Genomic DNA, 13,328 nt, shown 5'->3' on the forward strand with positions numbered 1-13,328 from the left:
AACCTCAACCTCAGATGCCCACCGTCTCTCCGGTGCGTCTCAACCGTCTTTCCAGTCCGTCAGGCCAACCTCAGTTGCGCCGGTGAAGGGGTATTTACGGATTAGGCTTCCGACCTGCAACCCCCATTTTGAAAAAACTTCACATTTCTCACAACGAATTTAATTAAATACAATAAATCAGTTACTTAGTGGTTGTTTCGCGATTTTCGTCGGCCATTTCAGGTGAGGGCTCATCAGAAGAAGAGGGTGAAATCTGCACTTTGGCTGGAATCGTCGACCCCGACAGCAAACGACGACATCGATATCTATCTTGAGTCTTTCGATCGGCGCGGGCGCACCCTTTCGCTGAATGTCGAAGATCACATGAAAACTGACTTCAGGTCACAATTGTTTTTTCACTCAATTGACGCAGTCTCAGGAAAGCCTGGCTCGGATGGCGAACAGCGGACCGGCGCAAAATGGTTCTGATAGTAGGAAAGCCAGCATGCAGTTCGACTATATCATCGTGGGCGGCGGGTCGGCAGGATCCGTTCTTGCAAACCGCCTTACCGAGAACCCGGCTTCACGCGTTTGCCTACTCGAAGCTGGTGGGAACGGAAACGGTCTGACAGTCAGGGTGCCGGCAGCTGTCGTGGCAGCCCTTCCGGGACGACCCAAAATCAACAACTGGGCTTTTGAAACCATACCGCAACGCGGGTTGAACGGACGCCGGGGATATCAACCCCGCGGTAAAGCACTGGGTGGTTCGAGCGCGATCAACGCGATGCTTTATGTCCGGGGTCAACGGCAGGATTACGATGGGTGGGCCGATCAGGGCTGCGACGGCTGGGATTGGGACAGTGTATTGCCGTATTTCAAACGGTCCGAGAATAATGAGCTTGGCGCGGACAGCTGGCATGGTGATAAGGGCCCGTTACAGGTGTCACAGCAAAAAGAACCTCGCCCGATCACCCGCGCGTTCATTGAAGCCGCGCAGCAACTCCAACATCGCCACACTGAAGATTTCAACCGAGGCGATAACGAAGGTGTCGGGCTGTATCAGGTAACGCAGTTCCATGATCCGGCAAAGAATGGAGAGCGGTGCTCGGCGGCTGCGGGCTACCTGTTCCCGATTGCCAACCGCCCGAACCTGACGGTCATTACACATACCCATGCGAAAAGGCTGGTCTTTCAGGGTAAGCGCGCAACCGGCGTTGTTTGTACGGTCCAAGGCAAAGAGGCAGACACAACCGTTACTGCCACGCGCGAAATTCTGCTATGCGCGGGCGCTTTGAAAACACCGCAACTGCTGCAAGTCTCAGGGGTTGGAGCAAGCGCTGATCTAGAACCGCACGGGATCGCTGTTCTCAACGAACTACCGGGTGTGGGGCGGAATCTGCAGGACCACCTCGACTTTACACTGACCTACCGGACCAAAGACACGAACAACTTTGGGATCGGCGCAACAGCGGCAGTGCGACTGCTGAAGCACATCCATCAGTGGCGCAAGACCGGTGTGTCAATGGCGGCCACTCCGTTTGCCGAAGGCGCGGCGTTTCTGAAAACCTCACCCGAGCTGGAGCGCCCGGATATCCAGCTGCATTTCACCATCGCAATGGTCGATGATCACGCCCGCAAACTGCATTACGGTTACGGGTACAGCTGTCATATCTGCAAGCTTCGCCCGGAAAGCCGGGGAACCGTTGGCCTGAGCAGCGCCGACCCAATGGCAATGCCTGTCATCGACCCGGGATTTCTTGCAGATGCACGCGATCTGGACACCATGATCAAAGGCGCGCGAATGACGCGAGACATCCTGCAAGCGCCAGCTTTGGCCAAATATCGGCATAAAGAGATGTTCGGAACCGATACGGCCAAATCTGACGCCGATTGGGAGGGGCATATCCGCGCCCGCGCCGATACGATCTATCACCCGGTCGGCACCTGCAAGATGGGTACCGACGATCTGGCGGTTGTGGATCCCGAACTTCGGGTGCGGGGGATTGAGGGGCTGCGTGTAGTTGATGCGTCGGTGATGCCAACGCTGGTGTCGGGAAACACAAACGCGCCAACAATAATGATCGCGGAAAAAGCCTCGGACATGATTAAGGCAGCCGCGCAGTAAAGAACCTACCGGTCCTTCATCAGCGCCTCCAACCCCACCCGGTAGTTCGGGTAGATCAATTCGACACCCAACTCATCCTTGATCCGGTCGTTTCGGACGCGTTTGTTCTCGTTATAAAAACTGCGCGCCATCGGTGTCAGATCGGCCTCGTCAAATGAAACCGCCGGGGGCAGAGGAAGCCCCTGCAACTCGGCGGCATACCCGATGACATCCTGTGGCGGGACAGGCTCATCGTCGCAGACATTGTAAACACTGCCCGGATTCGGCCTTGTCATCGAGGCTTGCAGAACCTGCGCAATGTCATCCACGTGGATACGCGAAAACACTTGCCCCGGCTTGATGATACGCCGCAGCCCACCGCGTGTGAGCTTAGAGAACGGCCCACGGCCCGGGCCGTAAATCCCTGCCAGACGGAAGATGTGAACAGGCAGGCCCGGCACAGCCGCCCATTGCTCTTCAGCCAGCATGCGCCACTTTCCACGCTTGGCGGTCGGTGTTGGCGGGGTGTCTTCGTCAACCCAGGCGCCCTGGTGATCGCCATAAACAGCCGTTGTCGATAAATAACCCACCCAAGTGAACTGACTTGCTCGTTTTCGGATCTCGTCGCCCAGCGCCGCCAGTACCGGATCGCCCGCCTCGCCCGGTGCCGTTGAGATCAGCAAATGCGTCACCCGATCCAGATTTGGAACCTCACCGGGCCAGATCAGCGGGTCCGCGCCAGAGGCACGTATCGCATCTGTGCCTTCGCCATCTCGTGTGGTGCCAAAAATCTGCCAGCCTTTCGGGGCAAGAATTCGGGAAAGGGCCTGCGCAGAATAGCCGTGGCCAAATGAGAAGAGTGTCTTGGTCATGCACCGTTGATGGGCTTCAGCGCATCGGGATGCAAGCGCCGCATGGACGCACTTGAATCGAATCTTCTGATGCGCCTTTCTGTGGATATGAGCAAAAAGAAACCAGACCTGCATTCTGCCTACGCGCTGAGCTCTCCGGACGATAACAAACGCCTTTATGCGGAATGGGCCGGGGACTATGACGACAGCTTTGCCGCGCGTGAGGATTATCAGCTTCATACCCATACCGCGCGGGCGTTTGTGGGCGCGGGCGGTCAGGGGCCGGTTCTGGATGTCGGAGCGGGAACGGGCCTGTGCGGCGCGGTGTTGTCTGGGCTTGGTGTTGGCCCGATTGATGCCACGGATATCAGTTCAGAGATGCTGGAACAGGCTATGCGCAAGGATATCTACCGGGACGCGATCGAGGCTGACCTGACCCATGGCATCCCGGTTCCGCCAGACAGCTATTCCGGCATCGTGTCATCTGGCACGTTCACACATGGCCACCTGGGTCCCGAAGTGTTGCCTGCGCTGCTTCGCGTCGCACGATCAGGCGCTACGTTCGCCCTGTCAATAAACGCCCGCCATTTCGAAAAGATGGGCTTCAAGGGCAAGCTGCACGAACTGGAACAGGACCAGATCCGCAACCTGACCCTGCCCGAGGTTCGCATCTATGGCGATCTTGCCGCAGGACCCAATAAGGATGACACGGCCTTCATTGCATTGTTCGAGCGGGTTTAGTCCCCGGACAGAACCAGCCGCGTCAAGTGTACATCTGCTTTTTGTAGGCCCTCGTGCGTGTCGTCGCCTCGGCTGAGCCATCGTGATAGGTGCCAAACCACTTGTCGAACGGAATTTCGGATGTGCCGTAGTTGCACTCGAAATACCTGTGGTGGAGCTGATGAAAAAAGTCGCCCGCCCGCGCGGCTTCGGTCTCACCGGCCTTTAGCTTCTCGAACCCAGAATGGGACAGTATCGGGCTGACCTGCTGGAACGAGCTGTGAAACAACACATGCAGCGGATGGGAAGGCACGATCAGGTGGATGAAATACGTCGTGAAATACAGCATGTTTTCATACCAGTGATTCGAAATCCCTGACCATGGCCCGGTATTGACATTGCGGTGATGGACCGCGTGCACATGTTTATAAAGCCTGGGATGATGTTCCAGCCGGTGCACCCAGTAAAAATGCAGACCGGACCACATGGGAATAAACAACATCCAAACCACGAACCACACCGGCGAGCTGGCCCAGGTAATCGTCGGAACCCAGCCATTTGCCATCGCCCAGAAGATGACCCACTGGTAAATGGTCGCCACCGTCATGGCGCTGCCCAGCGTCCACCAGATGTTATCCCAGACCTGATTGCGGAATGTGAATGTTCCGTTGTCCCGTGTCAGGTCCCTGCGATCAAACTTTTTGTACATCCCCTGCCCTTTGCGCATGTACAGCCACCAGTGCAGGCTTCCTGCCACCAGAGTTTGCGGCACCATGTTCAGCAACCAGATCCGAAACATCCATCCGGGCGCAAAGCTTTTCATCGTCTCTAACGCAGGAAAAAAGAACGCATAGGCGATGACGGCCAAGGTCATGCACAGGGTCAGGGCGGTGATTTGCAACCACGCTCCGCTGTACCATTTCAGCACGGCCGCCGGACGTGGTGGCCAACTGAACAGCGGGTTGAGACCCACTGGCCCGTCGGGGTGGTAATGCCAGCGGGCAGCTTCAGGGTCCTGCGTGGAATCTCGCATGTCGGTCACTCTGTCTTGCATTCAGGTTGCGTAATCCGAGCCTTCTGCATCGAGTATTGCCTTGATCTCTCGCAGATGCGCTTCGGCTTGACCGGGGTAGTCGTCCAGTTCCTGTGCTGTTTTCTCGGCAATTTCATCCGACAGCACCCGCAGGGGCAGGCCTGTTTGCAGTGCCCGGATGTATGTTTCGGCAGCGCGCTCGAAATAGTAGAGCCTGTTAAAGGTATCTGCAGGGTCGCTGCCAGTGATCAGAACCCCGTGGTTGCCCATGATCATGACTTTCTTCTTCGGATCAGCCAACATCCCGGCGCACCGCTCGCCTTCGCTTTCAAAAGCCAATCCGCCAAATTCTTCGTCAACAACGTAGCGGTTGTAGAAGGTCGCGGTGTTCTGGTCGATTGGCGGAAGTGTACTGTCGGCCAGTGACGCCAGAACAGTTGCGAAAATCGAATGCACATGCATGACGCAACGCGCGTGCGGGCAGTGGCGATGGATCGAGCCGTGCAGGCCCCAGGCCGTGGGATCAGGTGCGCCGGGCTGGGACATCACATCCGGATCGTTGGCGTTCAACAGCAACAGATCAGACGCGCGAATACGCGAGAAATGCGCCTGATTGGGGTTCATCAGGAACTGCGTCCCGTCTGCGTTCACAGCAAGACTGAAGTGGTTGGCAACGGCTTCGTGCATGTTCAGCCGGGCCGTCCAACGAAAGGTTGCGGCCATGTCCACACGTTCTGACCAATGATCGATGTTGGGACGAAGGTTGGTGAGACTCATGTGACGCGTCCTTTGGTATCTGCGAATGACCAAAGCCTGCATTTGGTCCGGCAATTTGACCAACGAAAAAAACGCAACTATTCCATTAGCTAAACTTATGCCGGAGTTATGTCGATGCAAAACAGGCTTCCCCCGCTTGGCTGGCTGCGCACATTCGAAGCCGCAGCCCGCCATCTGTCATTCACCGGTGCGGCGCGGGATCTGAACATGACGCAAAGTGCGGTCAGTCAGCAGATCAAATCGCTGGAAGGCCATCTGGGTCAGCCACTGTTCCTGCGACGCCCGAAGGCGCTTGAGCTGACAGAGGCCGGAATCACCTATTTGCCGGTGGTGCGCGAGGCGTTTCGGACACTGATACGGGGCACTCAGGCGGTAACTGGCGCGCAACAGAATGCGGTCCAGGTGCAGTGCAACATCAGTTTCGCCGTGAACTGGCTGGCCCCGCGTCTGCCATTATTTCAGGCTGAACACCCGGATGTTCAGCTGAACATCTTCACCGAGTTGTGGGAACCGCGCGAGATGGCTGAAGGCGCAGCAGTCGAGATCCGGTTTTCCCTTCGACCCTCAGATACAACCCGGACAGAGGTGCTGCGCTCTGAATATTACTATCCCGTCTGCGCGCCGGGATATCAGGTGTGCCTGCAAGACCTTCAGGAAAAACCTCTGTTCGACTGTTCCAACCTGTTGACCAACTGGGCGACGTGGGCTGAAGATCAGGCTCTGAATTGGCAGAATCCGCCTATTACCTACGCGACAACCTATCTGGTTTGTTTGTCAGCTGCGATGGCCGGAGGTGGCCTGTGCCTGGCCCATGACACCATCGCAGGTCATTTGATCGATCAGGGACGACTAGTCGCACCATTTGAGCATCGCGCCCCGATGCCCGAGGCGTATTATCTGCTGCTCTCCCCTCAGGCCGAGGACACGCCCGGAGCGGTTACCTTTGCGAACTGGATACGACGAGAATTCGGGTCCGAAACGTAAACCCGGACGGGTTCCTGCGCGCTGTCGGCACCTATGTCAGCTTTCGATGACTGAGTCGGGCAGATTTGCAGAATTGTGATCCGTCGGCAGTAGTAAAGAACCGGGGTTGCGCCCACGCGCGCATTCGTGAAAGTTGAGCCATGGAAAACACACCCTTCCCAACTTGGCCCGATGTCGCCCCCCGATTGATCGCAGTTGCTGCCGGACGTGAGGCAGCAGATATGGTAATAAAGGGTGGGACTTGGGTAAATGTGCACAGCCGCGAACTGCTGCCGAACCATTCAGTTGCAATCGCTGCAGGCCGTATTGCATTTGTCGGTCCCGACGCCTCGCATTGTACCGGACCAGAGACACAGGTTATCGACGCGCAAGGCCGCTTTATCCTGCCCGGCTTATGCGACGCGCATATGCACATCGAATCGGGGATGCTGACCCCTGCCGAGTTTGCCCGCGCAGTTATCCCCCATGGCACAACCAGTATGTTCACCGACCCGCACGAGATCGCCAATGTGTTGGGGCTGGACGGTGTGCGCATGATGCATGACGAAGCAATGATGCAGCCGGTCAACATCTTCACTCAGATGCCGTCCTGCGCGCCCTCTGCACCGGGGTTAGAGACGACAGGCTATGAAATCACCCCCGAAGACGTGGCCGAGGCGATGAATTGGCCCGGGATCATCGGCTTGGGGGAAATGATGAACTTCCCCGGCGTGATTCACGGAGATCCCAAAATGCTGGCCGAGATTGCGGCCACGCAGCGGGCAGGCAAGGTCGTCGGCGGACATTACGCATCCCCTGATTTAGGGCCTGATTTCGCGGCTTATGTGGCTGGTGGACCTGCCGATGACCACGAAGGCACCTGCGAAGCGGATGCCATCGCACGGGTCCGTCAGGGAATGCGGTCGATGATGCGGTTGGGTTCGGCCTGGTATGACATTGAAAGCCAGATTACCGCGGTCACCGAAAAAGGTCTGGATGCGCGCAATTTCATCCTGTGCACGGATGACTGCCACTCTGCCACGCTGGTCAATGATGGGCATATGAACCGCGTCGTGCGCCACGCGATTGCCTGCGGCTGTGACCCGCTTGTGGCCGTGCAGATGGCGACGATCAACACCGCCACGCATTTCGGTCTGGAACGCGAGATCGGATCGGTCACGCCGGGACGACGGGCAGACATCATCCTCAGCTCTGACCTGACCGAATTGCCGGTCGAACTGGTCATAGCGCGCGGGAAGGTTGTTGCGGAAAACGGGGTGATCAAGGTTGATTGCCCCCACCTGAACTGGCCCGACAAGGCACGTCGCACCGTTCATCTGAAGCAGGAACTGGCCGCGTCCGATTTTGAGATCGCGGCGCCGAAGGGTGCAAACAAGGTAAGGGCCAACGTCATTGGCGTGGTAGAAAACCAGGCCCCCACTAAAGCCCTGAAAGCCGAATTGCCGATAATCGGCGGGCTTGTTGAAGGTGAGGGTGACGTATGCCAGATATCACTGGTCGAACGACACCGGGCGACAGGGGGCGTCACCAACGCCTTTGTCTCGGGGTTTGGATATCAGGGAAAAATGGCCATGGCCTCAACCGTGGCGCATGACAGTCACCACATGATCGTCGTCGGCACCGACCGTGAACAGATGGCGCTGGCCGCGAACCGACTGGCCGAAGCGGGTGGCGGCATCACGATCTTCCGGGACGGCCAGGAACTGGCGATGGTCGAACTTCCCATTGCCGGTCTGATGTCCGACAGCCCGGCCGCTGAAGTTGCGGCCAAGGCGGACAGGATGGTTCAGGCTATGCAGGAATGTGGCTGCAATCTGAACAACGCGTATATGCAACATTCGCTACTGGCGTTGGTCGTCATACCGGAACTCAGGATCTCTGATCTCGGGCTGGTTGACGTGCGCACATTCGAAAAAATTGATCTTCTGGAACCCTTGGCATGACGACACTCCTGACACCTGAAGCCCTTTCACCAGAACAGTTCACCGATCCCGCAGCCGCAGTTGCGCGACTGGAGGAGCTTTACACTCAAGCAACGGAATTTCTGTGCGACAGCTTCTCGAAGGTACTGCAAGATGGTGCGCCAACTGCCAGATACAGAGCCTATTACCCAGAGATTCGCATAAAGACATCGACCTATGCACAAGTCGACAGCCGCCTGAGTTTTGGGCATGTGTCAGAGCCCGGCGTTCACGCTACAACCGTGACGCGCCCGGATTTGTTCCGATCCTACCTGACCCAGCAGATTGCCCTTTTGATCAAGAATCACGACCAACCGGTGACGATTGCAGCGTCGGATACACCGATTCCGGTGCACTTTGCCGTGGCAAATACGTCGGATCTGGTTGTGCCGCATCAGGGTGCGGCTGCTTTCACCCTGCGTGACGTGTTTGACGTGCCGGATCTGACCACCACGAATGACGACATCGTCAACGGTGTCCATGAAAATGAAGACGCCGTCGGGCCTTTGTCATTGTTTACTGCCCAGCGGGTCGATTATTCACTTGCGCGGCTGGCACATTACACAGCGACGGATGCCCGGCATTTTCAGAATCACGTTCTGTTCACGAACTATCAGTTCTATGTTTCGGAATTCGAAAACTACGCCCGCGAACAGTTGGCTGATCCCAGCAGCGGGTATACCAGTTTTATCTCGACCGGGAATGTCGAGATCACGCAGCCGGACGCAGAAATCGAGCAACCGCTGAAACTGCCGCAAATGCCAACCTATCATCTGAAGCGTGAAGATGGTTCGGGTCTTACTTTGGTGAACATCGGTGTCGGCCCGTCGAATGCGAAAACAGCGACCGACCATATCGCGGTTCTGCGCCCGCACGCGTGGCTGATGGTTGGCCATTGCGCCGGGTTGCGCAACACGCAGGCATTGGGTGATTTCGTTCTGGCCCATGCATATCTACGGGATGACAAGGTTCTGGATGATGACCTGCCGGTCTGGGTGCCCATCCCGCCCCTGGCCGAGGTTCAGGTCGCGCTGGAACGCGCCGTGGCCGAGGTGACAGAGCTGGAAGGGTATGAACTGAAGCGGATCATGCGGACGGGAACAGTTGCATCGGTCGACAATCGCAACTGGGAACTGCGCGATCAATCCGGACCGGTTCAGCGCCTCAGCCAGTCGCGGGCCATCGCGTTGGATATGGAAAGCGCCACAATCGCCGCGAACGGCTATCGCTTTCGCGTTCCTTACGGCACTTTGCTGTGCGTGTCGGACAAGCCCCTGCACGGCGAACTGAAACTACCGGGCATGGCGTCGTCCTTTTATACCACCCAGGTCAGCCGTCATTTGATGATCGGGATACGCGCCATGGAACACCTGCGCGGCATGCCGTTAGAGCGTCTGCACAGCCGGAAATTGCGTTCCTTCGACGAAACTGCCTTCCTCTGACGCAAAAAAGCAACGTTTTCCCCATATTTTTAGGGGTTTTTACGCTACTACTCGTTGTGTTTGATCACAATATCCCGTTACAGTTACGCGGTGAGGCCCTATAGATCGGGCACGTTAAGGAGACCAAGAAATGGCAAAACCTATGACAAAGACTCAGCTGGTTGCTGCTCTCGCTGAGGAAATGGGAACCGATAAGAAATCCGCGAACTCTGCGCTTGAGGCCATCACCGGCCTGATCACACGCGAAGTTTCCGCAGGTGGTGCAGTGACCCTGCCTGGCGTCGGCAAAATCTACTGCCGCGAACGCCCCGAGCGTCAGGTCCGCAACCCGGCAACCGGTGAAACCTTCACCAAAGAAGCCGACAAGGTTGTGAAAATGACCATCGCGAAAGCACTGAAAGACAGCGTGAACGGCTGATCTCAAGCGCTTGGAACCATGTAAAGGGGTGGCGGTTACGCGGCCCCTTTTTTGTGCCTGAGCTTCACATTTTAAAGCCTGCGCACATGTGTCCTAAGGCATCAGAGTTCTTATTCAGACTGTAAATATGGGCTACAATCCAACACCGGTTGTCCTTGGCACGTTTTTTACGGACAACCCTTTGATTTCCTGCTTGGCCCGCTAAATCCCAGTTCTATGGAACAGGATATAACCTTCACGCGACTGCCCCTCGTCTCGGCACCTGAGATACTGGCGCATATGAGAAATCCAATTCTTGCCGAACACATGCCTCTCCTGACGCAGGATTGGGATGAGGAAACAGTCGCCGGTTTCATTCACGCGAAAGAGTCGTGTTGGGCGCGGGACGGCCTAGGTCATTGGGCAATTCTGCACCGCGGACATTATGTGGGATGGGGCGGATTTCAAAAAGAAGGTGAAGAGTGGGATTTCGGGTTGGTCTTGAAGCCCGGTGCATTTGGACTGGGTGCAAAGATAGCACGTCAGGCCATCGCATTCGCAAAGCAGGACAATCGTATTCCGTTCGTGACATTCTTGCTGCCGCCTTCACGCACGAAACTGCGCGCAATGACCAAACTCGGCGCTTATTTTGTTGGGCAAGTAGACTACGCTGGCCACAGTTTCCTCAAATATCGTCTCGACACGAACTGAAGTGAACGACAAGGAATGAGGGCCGGATCGGGCAGTGCCCAAAAACGGCTGCGGGCCCCAATGTCGAGGCCCGCTTTTGGTTTGGTAGGTTCGAAACAATCAGTGAATCGTCTCAACCTTGTGGAAGTCCAGATCGCGATCTTCCGGCATGGCATCGATACTCATCACCTCTTTGCGCTTGGTGACCAGGATATAGACCACGCAAGCCAGGTAAAGACCGACTACGACGGCTCCGATCCACTGGATTTGCAACCACTGACTCTGGAACAGCAGCGTTAGCACAAACAGCAGCGCGACGTTGCCAGCGACATAGGTCGCCTTGCCAAACCGCTCGGCGGTCATGTTCAGGTTGTCCGTATAGAGCCTAATCAGCGAGTCCAGCGAGTTGATCACAAAGGTCACGCCCACGATTACCATCGCGATATTGGTGATGCCTGCGGTGCTGATGCCGTTCAGGTGATAGTAGTAGAGAACGGTGAACCAGATCCCCAGCGGGATCGACGGGAAGATCAACAACGCCGCCAGCAGCTGCCAGGTTTTCAAACCGCCCACAAAGCGCGAAGTAAACTGGCCAATCATGATTGACCACGCAAACCACCAGAACAAGTAGAAGGCATGATAATCGGTCAGCGGCAGGACAAATTTGTGCACATTGGTGAAATAGGCACCAATGTTACTGCCGGTTTCGATAAACCCGGTCATTCCCATGCCAGCGGCCGCCCACATACCCAGAATCAGTGCAAGGAACAGAAAGGTCGAACCGACCGACAGGATGCGCACATATTTCAAATCGGTCGACGAGTATGCTGCCGCCAGAATGACCACAAACACGATGACGTAGAAGGTGGTAACGACAGATTCTCCATCTCCGACCTCTGGCAGGTAGCCAGGCAGGTAGATCAGGAACAGGCTGGCGGTAAAGGCGCAGGTGCCGATAATGACGATGTTGTTGATCAGCTTGACCAGCGGAATCTCAAAGAAGTTCACGCGGGGTTCGATCACGCAGAAATAGAAGGCTGTCAGGAAGTAAAACGCCCAGATCAGAAATCCCCAGAAACCGAACTCGATCGCCAGTGGATTGGCAAAGGCATAGGCCGGATCTTCGGCATAGCCACCAAATTCTGTCAGCGGGAACATGATCAGGCCAACATCCAGACCGGACGTAAACAGGATCGCGATGAACGTGAAAAGGTGGACAGGTGTAACGCCAACGCAGCGCAGGTTCCACCACTTCACGACGAAGAACGCGACCAGGCCCAACGCCAGCAGAACGCCAAAAGAAAGAATGTATTCCAGAAGCACCGACAACCCTCCCTTGATATGTCAGATCCCGGAGCCGATAACTTTAATTGTTCAGTCAATCAATAAAAACATCCTCGTGACTTTCGTTGCATCACGGATGTGTCTTTTTTGACGCGCAGCGCTTGCGACCCATCGGAAAATCGGGGAAAGTCCGCGCAAAGTGACAGGGGGTCTCCATGGATCTGCGCGCCATAGCCATGGGGCTTACTTTTGCCCTGATCTGGTCGTCTGCCTTTACCTCGGCGCGGATCATCGTGGCAGACGCCTCTCCCTTGTTTTCGCTGGCTCTGCGGTTTTTGATCTCAGGGGGTCTGGGGGTTCTGATTGCCCGGGCGATGGGGCAAAGCTGGCACCTGACCCGGAACCAATGGCGGGCGACAATTCTGTTCGGTATCTGCCAAAATGCCCTGTATTTGGGTCTGAATTTCTACGCTATGCAAACGGTCGAGGCTTCGGTTGCGGCGATTATCGCGTCCACAATGCCCTTGTTGGTGGCGCTGGCAGGGTGGCTGATTTTCGGCGAGAAACTGCGCCCTCTCGGGATTTTGGGATTGTTTGCCGGATTCACCGGCGTCGCCCTGATCATGAGCAGCCGGATCAGTTCTGGTGTCGACATGTTCGGCATCGCGTTGTGCGGCATCGGAGCTTTGGCGCTGACCTTTGCCACCCTCGCGGTCCGCGGTGCGACTTCGGGCGGTAATTTCATGATGGTCGTCGGTCTACAGATGCTTGTAGGTTCAGCCATGTTGTTCGTGGCTGCTCCGATCTTTGAGGCCATCTACATCCACCCGACGCTGCCATTGGCCTTGGCGTTCACCTACACAACCCTGTTTCCTGGGCTGCTGGCCACGCTGATCTGGTTCCTTCTTCTGGATCGCATCGGCGCGATCCGCGCAGCCACGTTCCACTTCTTGAATCCGGTATTCGGTGTCACGATTGCGGCCATACTGTTGGGCGAGAAACTGGGCGCGATGGACGCAATTGGCGTTACAATCACGACATTGGGTATTCTTGCTGTACAGCTTTCACGCCAACCTGCCAGCAAAACGACTTCGGCCTAACACAAG

General features: G+C 56.4%; 12 protein-coding genes. 8 read left to right on the forward strand and 4 right to left on the reverse strand.

Going from position 1 to position 13,328, the window contains the following annotated elements; translation table 11 throughout:
* Window positions 1–484: 484 nt before the first annotated feature.
* Window positions 485–2,104 (forward strand): GMC family oxidoreductase, encoded by a 1,620-nt coding sequence (locus ACR0CE_RS08165; RefSeq protein ID WP_480831840.1) that lies wholly within the window; start codon window positions 485–487, stop codon window positions 2,102–2,104.
* A gap of 5 nt (window positions 2,105–2,109) precedes the next feature.
* Here the strand turns inward: ACR0CE_RS08165 and ACR0CE_RS08170 are convergent, their stop codons facing one another.
* The gene (locus tag ACR0CE_RS08170) at window positions 2,110–2,955 is read right to left on the reverse strand and encodes an SDR family oxidoreductase (protein WP_480484604.1); all 846 of its coding nucleotides are present in this window, start codon (window positions 2,953–2,955) and stop codon (window positions 2,110–2,112) included.
* A gap of 87 nt (window positions 2,956–3,042) precedes the next feature.
* Between ACR0CE_RS08170 and ACR0CE_RS08175 the strand changes: the two genes are divergently transcribed.
* Window positions 3,043–3,675: a class I SAM-dependent DNA methyltransferase gene (locus tag ACR0CE_RS08175; protein WP_480487107.1), complete on the forward strand. Its 633-nt coding sequence runs from the start codon at window positions 3,043–3,045 to the stop codon at window positions 3,673–3,675.
* A 22-nt stretch (window positions 3,676–3,697) separates the two neighbouring features.
* Here the strand turns inward: ACR0CE_RS08175 and ACR0CE_RS08180 are convergent, their stop codons facing one another.
* Together ACR0CE_RS08180 and ACR0CE_RS08185 are read right to left on the reverse strand one after the other, a co-directional pair.
* The gene (locus ACR0CE_RS08180; protein WP_480547266.1) at window positions 3,698–4,687 is read right to left on the reverse strand and encodes a sterol desaturase family protein; all 990 of its coding nucleotides are present in this window, start codon (window positions 4,685–4,687) and stop codon (window positions 3,698–3,700) included.
* A gap of 21 nt (window positions 4,688–4,708) precedes the next feature.
* Window positions 4,709–5,464, reverse strand: coding sequence for a class II aldolase and adducin N-terminal domain-containing protein (locus ACR0CE_RS08185; protein WP_480487096.1), 756 nt, complete (start codon window positions 5,462–5,464; stop codon window positions 4,709–4,711).
* Between the two features lie 114 nt (window positions 5,465–5,578).
* Between ACR0CE_RS08185 and ACR0CE_RS08190 the strand changes: the two genes are divergently transcribed.
* The 5 genes from ACR0CE_RS08190 (at window position 5,579) to ACR0CE_RS08210 (ending at window position 10,959) form a co-directional block, all read left to right on the forward strand.
* The gene (locus tag ACR0CE_RS08190) at window positions 5,579–6,448 is read left to right on the forward strand and encodes a LysR family transcriptional regulator (RefSeq protein ID WP_480487094.1); all 870 of its coding nucleotides are present in this window, start codon (window positions 5,579–5,581) and stop codon (window positions 6,446–6,448) included.
* Between the two features lie 140 nt (window positions 6,449–6,588).
* Window positions 6,589–8,391 carry an adenine deaminase gene (ade, locus tag ACR0CE_RS08195; RefSeq protein ID WP_480831843.1) on the forward strand — a complete coding sequence of 601 codons (1,803 nt, stop codon included), beginning with the start codon at window positions 6,589–6,591 and terminating at the stop codon, window positions 8,389–8,391.
* Entirely contained in the window at window positions 8,388–9,851 is a 1,464-nt protein-coding gene (locus ACR0CE_RS08200) for an AMP nucleosidase (protein ID WP_480831845.1), read from the forward strand. Before ade ends, ACR0CE_RS08200 begins: the two co-directional genes overlap by 4 nt.
* Before the next feature lie 130 nt (window positions 9,852–9,981).
* Window positions 9,982–10,269 carry an HU family DNA-binding protein gene (locus ACR0CE_RS08205; RefSeq protein WP_117871130.1) on the forward strand — a complete coding sequence of 96 codons (288 nt, stop codon included), beginning with the start codon at window positions 9,982–9,984 and terminating at the stop codon, window positions 10,267–10,269.
* 216 nt (window positions 10,270–10,485) lie between these two features.
* A complete protein-coding gene (locus ACR0CE_RS08210; RefSeq protein ID WP_480487088.1) occupies window positions 10,486–10,959 on the forward strand; it encodes a GNAT family N-acetyltransferase in 474 nt (157 codons plus the stop codon).
* Between the two features lie 99 nt (window positions 10,960–11,058).
* Here ACR0CE_RS08210 and ACR0CE_RS08215 read toward each other — a convergent pair whose 3' ends face one another.
* Window positions 11,059–12,255, reverse strand: coding sequence for a BCCT family transporter (locus ACR0CE_RS08215; protein WP_480538561.1), 1,197 nt, complete (start codon window positions 12,253–12,255; stop codon window positions 11,059–11,061).
* 182 nt (window positions 12,256–12,437) lie between these two features.
* Here ACR0CE_RS08215 and ACR0CE_RS08220 point away from each other — a divergent pair, with 182 nt between their 5' ends.
* Window positions 12,438–13,322, forward strand: coding sequence for a DMT family transporter (locus ACR0CE_RS08220; protein WP_480538264.1), 885 nt, complete (start codon window positions 12,438–12,440; stop codon window positions 13,320–13,322).
* Window positions 13,323–13,328: the final 6 nt, after the last annotated feature.

This window comes from Ruegeria sp. L11, assembly GCF_056531755.1.

Coding starts and splice junctions, on each gene's coding strand:
- ACR0CE_RS08165 (WP_480831840.1), top strand. CDS start 485: ATGCAGTTCGACTATATCATCGTGGGCGGCGGGTCGGCAGGATCCGTT.
- ACR0CE_RS08170 (WP_480484604.1), bottom strand. CDS start 2,955: ATGACCAAGACACTCTTCTCATTTGGCCACGGCTATTCTGCGCAGGCC.
- ACR0CE_RS08175 (WP_480487107.1), top strand. CDS start 3,043: ATGAGCAAAAAGAAACCAGACCTGCATTCTGCCTACGCGCTGAGCTCT.
- ACR0CE_RS08180 (WP_480547266.1), bottom strand. CDS start 4,687: ATGCGAGATTCCACGCAGGACCCTGAAGCTGCCCGCTGGCATTACCAC.
- ACR0CE_RS08185 (WP_480487096.1), bottom strand. CDS start 5,464: ATGAGTCTCACCAACCTTCGTCCCAACATCGATCATTGGTCAGAACGT.
- ACR0CE_RS08190 (WP_480487094.1), top strand. CDS start 5,579: ATGCAAAACAGGCTTCCCCCGCTTGGCTGGCTGCGCACATTCGAAGCC.
- ade (WP_480831843.1), top strand. CDS start 6,589: ATGGAAAACACACCCTTCCCAACTTGGCCCGATGTCGCCCCCCGATTG.
- ACR0CE_RS08200 (WP_480831845.1), top strand. CDS start 8,388: ATGACGACACTCCTGACACCTGAAGCCCTTTCACCAGAACAGTTCACC.
- ACR0CE_RS08205 (WP_117871130.1), top strand. CDS start 9,982: ATGGCAAAACCTATGACAAAGACTCAGCTGGTTGCTGCTCTCGCTGAG.
- ACR0CE_RS08210 (WP_480487088.1), top strand. CDS start 10,486: ATGGAACAGGATATAACCTTCACGCGACTGCCCCTCGTCTCGGCACCT.
- ACR0CE_RS08220 (WP_480538264.1), top strand. CDS start 12,438: ATGGATCTGCGCGCCATAGCCATGGGGCTTACTTTTGCCCTGATCTGG.